Origin of the sequence: Wolbachia endosymbiont of Drosophila seguyi, assembly GCF_028981765.1 — a bacterium.
Lineage (GTDB): Bacteria > Pseudomonadota > Alphaproteobacteria > Rickettsiales > Anaplasmataceae > Wolbachia > Wolbachia pipientis.
Genome location: NZ_JAPQLM010000191.1, coordinates 2,485 through 11,841, shown reverse-complemented (window position 1 = coordinate 11,841; position 9,357 = coordinate 2,485). Strand labels below are relative to the sequence as shown.

Annotated in this window: 7 protein-coding genes and 2 pseudogenes; 4 read left to right on the top strand and 5 right to left on the bottom strand. The window is 35.9% G+C overall.

Annotation, left to right across the window (positions count from 1 at the left end; translation table 11 throughout):
• Nucleotides 1-66: 66 nt before the first annotated feature.
• Nucleotides 67-534 (top strand): annotated as a pseudogene (locus OZD62_RS05645) (ComF family protein); the annotation flags it as partial.
• A 67-nt stretch (nucleotides 535-601) separates the two neighbouring features.
• Entirely contained in the window at nucleotides 602-1,543 is a 942-nt protein-coding gene (locus OZD62_RS05640) for an ankyrin repeat domain-containing protein (RefSeq protein WP_275019625.1), read from the top strand.
• Here OZD62_RS05640 and murE read toward each other — a convergent pair.
• From murE to OZD62_RS05615, 5 genes and pseudogenes are all read right to left on the bottom strand, one after another.
• Entirely contained in the window at nucleotides 1,489-3,063 is a 1,575-nt protein-coding gene (gene murE, locus OZD62_RS05635) for a UDP-N-acetylmuramoyl-L-alanyl-D-glutamate--2,6-diaminopimelate ligase (protein ID WP_070356941.1), read from the bottom strand. The two genes, OZD62_RS05640 and murE, sit on opposite strands and share 55 nt — an antisense overlap.
• A pseudogene (gene metC / locus OZD62_RS05630) lies at nucleotides 3,038-4,271 on the bottom strand (cystathionine beta-lyase). Before metC ends, murE begins: the two are co-directional and overlap by 26 nt.
• A 7-nt stretch (nucleotides 4,272-4,278) precedes the next feature.
• Complete coding sequence (locus tag OZD62_RS05625) at nucleotides 4,279-4,563, bottom strand: BolA family protein (RefSeq protein WP_316658264.1); 285 nt, start codon at nucleotides 4,561-4,563, stop codon at nucleotides 4,279-4,281.
• Between the two features lie 79 nt (nucleotides 4,564-4,642).
• A complete protein-coding gene (dnaK, locus tag OZD62_RS05620) occupies nucleotides 4,643-6,565 on the bottom strand; it encodes a molecular chaperone DnaK (RefSeq protein ID WP_010962930.1) in 1,923 nt (640 codons plus the stop codon).
• An 86-nt stretch (nucleotides 6,566-6,651) separates the two neighbouring features.
• Nucleotides 6,652-8,415 carry an Rne/Rng family ribonuclease gene (locus OZD62_RS05615; RefSeq protein WP_275019622.1) on the bottom strand — a complete coding sequence of 588 codons (1,764 nt, stop codon included), beginning with the start codon at nucleotides 8,413-8,415 and terminating at the stop codon, nucleotides 6,652-6,654.
• A gap of 149 nt (nucleotides 8,416-8,564) precedes the next feature.
• Here OZD62_RS05615 and rpmG point away from each other — a divergent pair, with 149 nt between their 5' ends.
• Together rpmG and OZD62_RS05605 are read left to right on the top strand one after the other, a co-directional pair.
• Nucleotides 8,565-8,765, top strand: a complete 201-nt coding sequence (rpmG, locus tag OZD62_RS05610; protein ID WP_010082633.1) for a 50S ribosomal protein L33 — start codon at nucleotides 8,565-8,567, stop codon at nucleotides 8,763-8,765.
• Between the two features lie 25 nt (nucleotides 8,766-8,790).
• Nucleotides 8,791-9,066 carry a helix-turn-helix domain-containing protein gene (locus OZD62_RS05605; RefSeq protein WP_275019621.1) on the top strand — a complete coding sequence of 92 codons (276 nt, stop codon included), beginning with the start codon at nucleotides 8,791-8,793 and terminating at the stop codon, nucleotides 9,064-9,066.
• The last annotated feature ends 291 nt before the right edge of the window (nucleotides 9,067-9,357 follow it).

Below are 9,357 nucleotides of genomic sequence, written 5' to 3'. Positions count from 1 at the left end.
TTTCTCATCTTTACCCCGTACTAAAATTTCAGATATTATAGCCTTTTACTTGTTTCCGGACAACCTCTGATTATAAATTTCAAATTTTTTGATAATTTGAATTACGTAAAAATCTATGCAAAGTGGATACACCAAGCTAATCAGGATACATTTCAGAACGCAGAGATCATAATCCCTATACCGTTACATAAAATGCGCTTGTTTAAACGTAAATATAATCAAGCAGCACTGCTTGCAAAAGAATTGAGTAAGTTGTCCAATTTATCCTATACGCCATTTGCAATAAAACGCCTTCGCCATACTGCGCCTCAAGCTGGTCTTTCACTTAAACAGCGTGAAAAAAATTTAAAGAAGGCTTTTAAAACAAGCAACAAGAAAATTATCGAAAATAAAATCGTGATATTAGTTGATGATGTGGTAACAACCGGAGCAACTGTAAGATCTTGCTCTCAGGAAATTTTAAACTCCGGTGCAAAAGAAGTGAGAGTGCTATCACTTGCAAGAACGGTGAATGATTGTGAGGCTATTACATAAAATCTTGACTTGCTTTTACTATATCCATAAAATTATAATTTATAGTTGAATAGTTGTTGGGGAGCGTATGAGTATAAAAGAGCAAGAAATTGATGCTATATTCCAAGAAATAGAGCAAGAATCAAAAGAAAGTGACATAATTGAAGAAATTAAGCAAAAACTGCTCGCATGTAACCAAGATACATACAATCAGTGGAAAAGACTTAATTTTCACATAGATCATTTATTTGAAATACGGCAAGAGATTACCCATGCTTCTAGGTATTATACTACTGCGTTAAACATTGCTGCTCATAAAGGCCTAGTAAAAACAGTAAGACGTCTACTGGAGAAAGGTGCAGAGGTTAGTACACGCGATGGTGGTGGACACACTGCTCTGCATTGTGCCGCTAGCAGCGGTAATACGGAAATAATAGAATTACTACTGGAGAAAGGTGCACATATTCACTCATGTGCTAAACTTGGCTCAACACCGCTGCATTTTGCTGCTACTAATAATCATATAAATGCAGTGAGGTGCCTGTTAAATAAAGGAGCTAGTCCTTTAGCACTAGATAATAATAATTCCATTCCCAGTATGTTTGCTACAGACAAAGAGGTGATTGCTGTCTGGGAGAAAGCAGAAGAAGAGAAGCATAAGGAAAATGCTGCTGCTTTAAAGAAAGCAGAAGAAGAGAAGCATAAGGAAAATGCTGCTGCTTTAAAGAAAGCAGAAGAAGAAAAACATAAGAGAGAAATGGAATGTAAGAAAAAAAGGCAAGCAAAAATGATTGCTGTAGGTGGTATTGCAACTGCATTGATAGTGGCGGGTATTGGATACATTGTTGAATTACCTATACTAGTAACTATTGGTATATCTGTATCCATTGCATTAGTATCTGTTTGCATTGCGTACGTAATGTCAAAACCTAACACTAAAATGGAAGGAACAGAGAGCTCTGTACAGGAAATTGGTCAAGATAAAACTTTACTTTTAATAACCTCAACATCACTAAACTCAAAGGTTTGATTCCCTATGATTTGAAATTTCTCATGTCCTTTTCCTGCAACCAGCAGAATCATACCCTCGTTATAGGCAATATCTATGCCTTTTTCTATGGCTTCTTTCCTGTCCCCTATCTCCAGTGCACTAGGACAATATAGCAAAATATCGTGGCGAATTTTTGCAGGATCTTCATCACGCGGATTGTCATCTGTGATTATTACTTTGTCTGCATACATTTGTGCTATTTTACCCATTTCTGAACGCTTCTTCCGATCACGATTGCCACCGCATCCAAAAACTAGGACTATTTTTTTGTTGAAGTGCCATTTTAAAGACAACAGGGCTTGTTTAAGCGCACTTGGAGTGTGTGCGTAATCCACGAATGCAAAAGGTTTAACTTTTTCCATTCTTCCTGGTGGAGAAACGAGTTTACCTATAGATATTTCTCTGTAATTCAGTCCAGACGAGGTAACTATACCAATTGCACACAACAGATTATATGCTTGAAATTGCCCCAAAACTGGAAAAAACATGTTATAAATTTCATCGCCAATTTTAATTGTAAGGTATTGACCATTAGGGGTTGGTGTTTGCTCTAATAAAGTAATATCAGAACCTGTTTTTCCATAGGTGATAACTTTGTTGCTGCGTTTTTCAGCTATTTTAAGCAATGCATGGTACTCATTTATATCCGCATTTAAAATTACTGTTTCTCCCTCTGGTAGTACCTCATAAAATAACCTTTTCTTAGCCTCAAAATACTCATCGATACTCTTATGATAGTCCAAATGATCTTGCGAGAAATTAGTAAAAGCTGCAGCAGTGAACCTAAGTCCATGAATTCTGTATTGGTCAATTCCATGGCTTGAAGCCTCTAATGCTAATTGTTCTACGTTCTTACTATTTATACCACATAATGTGGAATAAAGGTCATCTGCGCCTGGAGTGGTAAGATTATCGCTATTATCTTCTCTGTCATTATTGATGCATGTTCCAAGTGTTCCAATAGACGCAGCATTATAGCCAGAGTTTTGCCAGATCTGGCGGCAAAATTCTACTACTGAAGTTTTACCATTTGTACCAGTTACAGCAGCAACATATTTGGGCTGTTTGAATTGATAAAACCTGCTGACTATTTCTCTGTATATTTCTTGAGGGTTTGGGTGGTCAAGCACTGCAAAACTCGGAGTATTTGTCATGCAAGTAGCTGACACTGGAATCCAGTTTTTATTATGCAATTGCTTAGTGTGTTCATTTGCAATTAAATTTTCTGGATCCAAGTAGTCAAGCACTGGGATGACATCTTTTTTGGTTCCTTGTATGACAACGTCTACACAGTCGTGTGCGTGATACTGGGATTCAGTAGGAAAAATCTGGATACATGCTGGTTTTCTAGATTCCAGCGTCACGCGCTGGAATGACACCGCAGACACACAAACAAAAAGATAACCTTCCTTTACTCTATTGGGATTACATGTAACGCCCTTGATTTCAATATCAAAGTTAACATCAATAATGTTATGCAGTAATTCTCTCAGTTTCATCTGCCAGTTTTAGTGTTCAAACATGGCAACCTTGCTAGTGCAGCATTTAAATCAGAGATTAAATCTTCAGGATCTTCCAGTCCACAAAATATCCGTATAAAACTTCCACCATAATCTGAATTCATTACAGATCTTGACATAGATCTACGATCTATTGGTAATATCAAACTGTCGCATCCTCCCCAAGAAGCACCGATACCAAAAATTTTCATGTGATCAACCATGCAGCTTAGTTCTTCACATGAATATTCTCTATCTAGTGCTATACTGAATGTGCCGCTTGCTCCTTTGAAGTAACTTTTCCATAATTCGTGTTGAGGATGGGAGGGAAGTGCTGGATACAAAACTTTTTTGATTTTTGAATGTTTTTCTAGCCACTTTGCCACTTCCATTGCTGTATTTTGGTGCCTTTTCATACGTGTGTACAATGTTCTAAGTCCCCTATGTGCAAGGTAGCAGTCGTGCGATTGAATGGTTACCCCATAATTTTTATAGCTCTCATAAAGCAATTTAAAAATTTCACCTTCAGCAATAATAGCCCCCATCACTAAATCTGAGTAACCGGCTAGATACTTTGTCACCGCATATAGTGCAACATCAACTCCATAATCAAGCGGCTTAAATAACAAAGGAGTGGCCCATGAATTGTCACAAACGGTCACAATTTTATGTTCCTTAGCAACTTTTACTATATGCTCTATATTCGAAATCTCAAACGTTACAGAACCAGGAGTCTCGATCATTATCAATGAAGTATTACTCTGAATTAAATCAGTTATATCCTGTGTTGGATCATAAAAAGTTACTTCTGTTCCTCTTTTTGGTAGCTCATTTTCTGCAAACCTCCTAAGCCTATAATAACTATTATCTTGAATTAAAACGTGCGAGCCTGCTTTAGCGAAAGTTAGAATAGCAAAAGTAAGTGCAAATAGTCCGGAAGGATAAATAAGCGCTTGTCCACTCCCTTCAATTTCAGCCAGTGCATTTGAAAGATAATGAACAGTAGGAGTACCAACATTACTGTAGCTATAATCCCTTGCAACACCATCGTTGATTACATCGTATATACTTTCTCCATTTGCTGCATTTAAGTAGTCCTTGTAAGTAGGGAATAATATGGTAGAAGAATGATAAACTGGCGGGTTCATGGAACCTTTATAGTCATTAAATTTTCTTCCTGCTTTAACTAATATAGACTCTTCCTTCACATTTTTATTATTTATTTTTTAAATTGTACTCATCTTGCGTATACAAGTGAAGAGAAATTGCATGTATTAGCTCTATCTCACCCTTCAATAACTCATAAATCAACTTGTGTCTTTTTAGAACGCTCATTCCAATAAAGCCGTCAGATATTAATATTAATTGAATGTGCGAAGGTAATGTTGAAGATGAAGCAAAATAATGATCAGCATGCTTTGCTGATTCATCGATAATGTTGATATCAATTACATCTATCGAATCGCGTATCTTTTCTTCTATTGCCTTAATAATGTCCATAATGGTTTCTTTAAGCAACAATATGCTCCTCCTGTCATCTCAGTGTCAGCTACTCGGATGACAGGAAAAGTGATCACAATTATTTATTCTCTTCTTTATTATCTATGTCTTGATAATCAGAATCTACTACTTTTTCCTCTTTATCATTTGGATTTCCTTCTGATGAAAAGCCATTTTCAGCACTATTTTGTTGAGATGTTTGATACATAGCTTCTCCAAGTTTCATAGATAATTGAGAAAGATTAGTAACTTTCTGCTGTATTGAATCAGCGTCATCAATGTTATCAGATTTACTAACTTCTTTTAATTCGTTAACTGCATTTTCAATAGCAGATCTATCTTCTGGTGAAACTTTATCACCATACTCTGTCAGAGACTTTTCTGTAGAATGGACTAAGCTATCCGCTTGATTCTTCACTTCAATAAACTTTTTGCGCTTTTCATCTTCTTGCGCTTTTTCTTCAGCTTCTTTTACCATGCGATTTATTTCATTATCAGATAAACCACCTGAAGATTGAATGCGTATTTTTTGCTCTTTTCCAGTAGCTTTATCTTTTGCAGAAACGTGTGCTATTCCATTTGCATCTATATCAAATGTCACTTCAATTTGTGGCCTTCCGCGCGGAGCAGGAGGTATCCCTTCCAAACTAAACTGACCGAGTAGCTTATTATCAACTGCCAGTTTTCTTTCACCCTGATGCACCTTAATTGTAACAGCTGTTTGGTTATCTTCTGCAGTTGAAAACACCTGAGATTTTTTAGTAGGAATTGTAGTATTACGCTCAATAAGTGGAGTGAATACTCCTCCTAGAGTTTCAATACCAAGAGAAAGTGGGGTCACATCAAGTAGTAACACATCTCTTACATCACCTTGAATGATCCCCGCCTGTATTGCAGCTCCAATTGCTACAACTTCATCAGGGTTAACTCCTCTATGTGGATCTTTGCCAAAGAATTCTTTAACTTTCTCTATGACTTTTGGCATACGAGTCATGCCACCAACAAGAACCACTTCGCCAATTTGACTAGCAGATAAACCAGCATCCTCAAGAGCTTTTTTACAAGGAGCCATAGTTCTTTCGATTAAATCATTCACTAAGCTTTCAAGTTTTGCTCTCGTTAATTTCATATTTAAGTGTTTTGGACCACTTGCATCAGCTGTAATAAACGGTAGATTTATTTCCGTTTCCATTGCACTTGATAATTCAATTTTCGCTTTTTCAGCAGCTTCTTTGATTCTTTGCATAGCCATTGGATCATTTTTCAAATCAATGCCATTACTTTTCTTGAATTCATCTAGTAAATAACTCACTACTCCATTATCAAAGTCTTCACCTCCAAGATGGGTATCACCGTTTGTTGCTTTCACTTCGAAAACTCCATCACCTATTTCAAGTATTGAAACGTCAAATGTACCACCACCAAGGTCATATACTACTATTGTGTGCCCATGTTTCTTATCAAGACCATAAGCAAGTGCTGCAGCAGTCGGTTCATTTACTATTCTGAGTACATTTAATCCGGCAATTTTTCCTGCATCTTTTGTTGCTTGACGTTGAGAGTCGTTGAAGTATGCTGGCACTGTTATCACAGCATCTTTTACTTCCTCTCCAAGATAAGCTTCTGCTGCCTCTTTCATGTTTTGTAGTATAAATGCACCAATTTGACTAGGAGAATATTCTTTATTATCAGTTGTTTTAACCCATGCATCACCACTTTTTGCTGCAAATACTTTGTATGGTACACTTAGATTTTTCATCTCAGGATCACTATATTGACGGCCTATTAATCTCTTAGTAGCAAAAAAGGTATTACTTGCATTGGTGGTTGCTTGCCTTTTTGCTGGAGCACCAATCAACCTTTCTCCTGAAGAAGTCAATGCAACTATAGATGGAGTAGTTCTTGCCCCTTCTTTATTTTCTATTACCTTTGTATCCTTGCCCTGCATTATTGCAACACAAGAATTTGTTGTTCCGAGATCTATGCCTATTGCTCTTCCCATAATGAGTACCCCATTGTAAATATTATCTGATATAAGAATATATAAGTATAGGGCTCATTAATTACAAGCCCAATTTAGGTTTCTAATTAGTTATTAGAACTTAAAAGGCGCGAAAGCCACTTAGTCAGCCAAAAATTGCCTCGTAGTTCATTTGAATTATCAGCTTCTTCATTGCTGCTATCCCCAATTTGGTATCCAGAGTTCTGTAATGGCTTATAACCGTTTAAATTAACATCATCTCCTTGTTTTAAAACAAATGTATTTACATCTAAACTGTTATCAATACTAACGTTCAATGTAATATTAAACTCTTTTTCGATTGTAGAAACTGTATTGCGTTTGTTATTAAAAATGTGCGCTATAACTGCACTGTGTGCTACTAAATCAAAAGACTTATTTCGATTCTTGTTAGCAATATGTTGTAAATCCCTTAGTATTGATGAAACAATTACTTCGTTTGATTTTACTCTTCCAGTACCTTTGCAGTGTAAACACTCTGTAGTATTAATTTCTTGTATATTTGGTTTAATTCTTTGCCTTGAAAATACCATTAAACCAAAGTCATTTATGTAGCTAAATTGAACTTTAGCTTTATCATCTTTAAACGCTTGCTTTATAGCAGACTCAACAGCTCTGCAATACTGATATTTCAACATATCAATAAAATCGACTACTATTAATCCTGATAGGCCCCTAAGATTCACCTGTCTTGATATTTCAGGTACTGCTTCCATGTTGGTTCTATAAGCTGTTTCTTCTATGCTATCTTCTCCTGTCATCTTTCCTGAATTTACGTCTATTGAAACAAACGCCTCAGTTAAAGTTATTATCAAAGACCCACCAGATGGCAATTCTACTCTATTGCTATATAACTCAGAAATTTGATCTTCGATTCCGTAGTAAGTAAAGATCGGAGCATAACCTCTATACAATCTATAGCGCAACTTACTACCTTTTAGTGCATTGTTAGCATATTGCCTAACTGCCTCAAAAGCTTCCTTTCCAGACACTATAACTTCTATACCATCGCTACAAAAATCACGAACAGATCTCATAATTACATCTGCTTCATTGTAAATTAATGATGGAACGTTTACAGAGAAGGCATTTTTTTGAATGCTCTGCCATAATGAGGATAAGTAATTGTAATCCTGCTCAATTTCTTTCTTATTTTTTCCTGAACCAACAGTTCTTACTATTAAACCTGATCTTTTTGGCAAGTTTATTGAACTCAGTATCTCCTTTAACTGCTTTCTGACATTAGCATCTTCAATTCTGCGGGACACTCCACCTTTGCTCATGGAATTTAGCATGAAAACACAGTATCTACCCACTAAAGTTATGTATGTTGTAAATGAAGCTCCTTTATTGCCTCGTTCCTCTTTAGTTAGCTGGACCAATACTTTTTGATTTACTGAAATAACATCTTGTAATTTGTATTTTTTATATAAAGGTACCTCTCTTACAAAACCACTACCTGATCCGTTGACATTCTTACTAGCTGCAGAATCTGAAGAAACATTTGCTGAGGCTTCTTCTATACAATCGTCATTTGAGTAGCCCTCAAAGATAGTTTCCTTTTCTTTTTCTGGAATGTTGAAGTAATCTAGAGATATCTCGGAAAAAGACAAAAAACCTTGCTTATTTTTCCCATATTCAATAAATACGGCTTGCAAAGAAGGCTCTATACGCTTTATATAAGCAACGTATATATTACCTCTTAATTGTTTTTTTTCCTTGAATTCTTGTTCAAATTCTACAACCTTGTTATTAATTGACAAGGCAACTCTTACCTCATTAGAACAGATAGAATTTTCTATCAATAATACCCTTTTACCACTATTTGTCACTTATTTACCGTTTGCTTTTTATTCTGAAGTTAACTTTATGCTACTTAATGCACTGTTGATTGTCAAGGACTTTGCAATCTGCATTATTCGATTGACTTTTAGTATTTTGCGTAATAAACTCGCATAGAATTTATTATATCATTATAAGTATGGCGAAAAAAAATGCTTCTTTGCTCGTTAAGTTAGTCAGCACTGCAATCAAGATAACAAAAACTGGTGAAGAAAAATCAACTGGCTATTTTTATGTAAAAAAGCGTAATCCAAAAAAGCTCACCAAAAAACTGGAGTTTAGGAAGTATGACCCAGTAGTCAGAAGGCATGTGTTATTTAAAGAAGAAAAATTAAAGTAATTTTTTTATAAGGAATTTTATTATTATGCAAAATTTACAATTAAGTTATCCTATAATAGTAGAGTTGGGGGATGTGAAAGATACAAAACTGAAATTAATAAAGGTCATTGCACAATTAATAAGTAAGGAGTACACAACACAGAAAAAAGCAGCAAACGCTCTAAAGATTGATCAACCTAAAGTATCTCAAATCAATAGGTCAAAAATCGAAGGGTTCTCCTTAGAATACTTGCTTAACTTATTGATTGTATTGGGCCAAGACATAAACGTAAGAATAAAGCATAATTCTAAACCTGCATAATATGGTATCCGTTCAGCGGAGTGGCAAAATAAGGTAGACAAGATAAATCAATCTCGGTGTCAAGTACTGGGATGACAAGGTATAAACCTTATCGTCATGCCGCCGCGAACCGTCATACCGCGATTCATTCGCGGTATCTCTAGATCCCGCTAACAAGTAGCGGGATGACGGTTATCAGGCCAGCACCCCTACGATGTCATCCCAGTGCTTGACACTGGGATGGCTTTGTTGCATCGCTCAAGTGAAAAGAACTGGCAGTTACTGACAAAATTCATTATAAATAGCCATTTA

What these genes read in the sequence shown, in the direction of transcription:
- murE (WP_070356941.1), bottom strand. Translation starts at nt 3,063, where the DNA reads ATGAAACTGAGAGAATTACTGCATAACATTATTGATGTTAACTTTGAT.
- OZD62_RS05625 (WP_316658264.1), bottom strand. Translation starts at nt 4,563, where the DNA reads ATGGACATTATTAAGGCAATAGAAGAAAAGATACGCGATTCGATAGAT.
- dnaK (WP_010962930.1), bottom strand. Translation starts at nt 6,565, where the DNA reads ATGGGAAGAGCAATAGGCATAGATCTCGGAACAACAAATTCTTGTGTT.
- rpmG (WP_010082633.1), top strand. Translation starts at nt 8,565, where the DNA reads ATGGCGAAAAAAAATGCTTCTTTGCTCGTTAAGTTAGTCAGCACTGCA.
- OZD62_RS05640 (WP_275019625.1), top strand. Translation starts at nt 602, where the DNA reads ATGAGTATAAAAGAGCAAGAAATTGATGCTATATTCCAAGAAATAGAG.
- OZD62_RS05605 (WP_275019621.1), top strand. Translation starts at nt 8,791, where the DNA reads ATGCAAAATTTACAATTAAGTTATCCTATAATAGTAGAGTTGGGGGAT.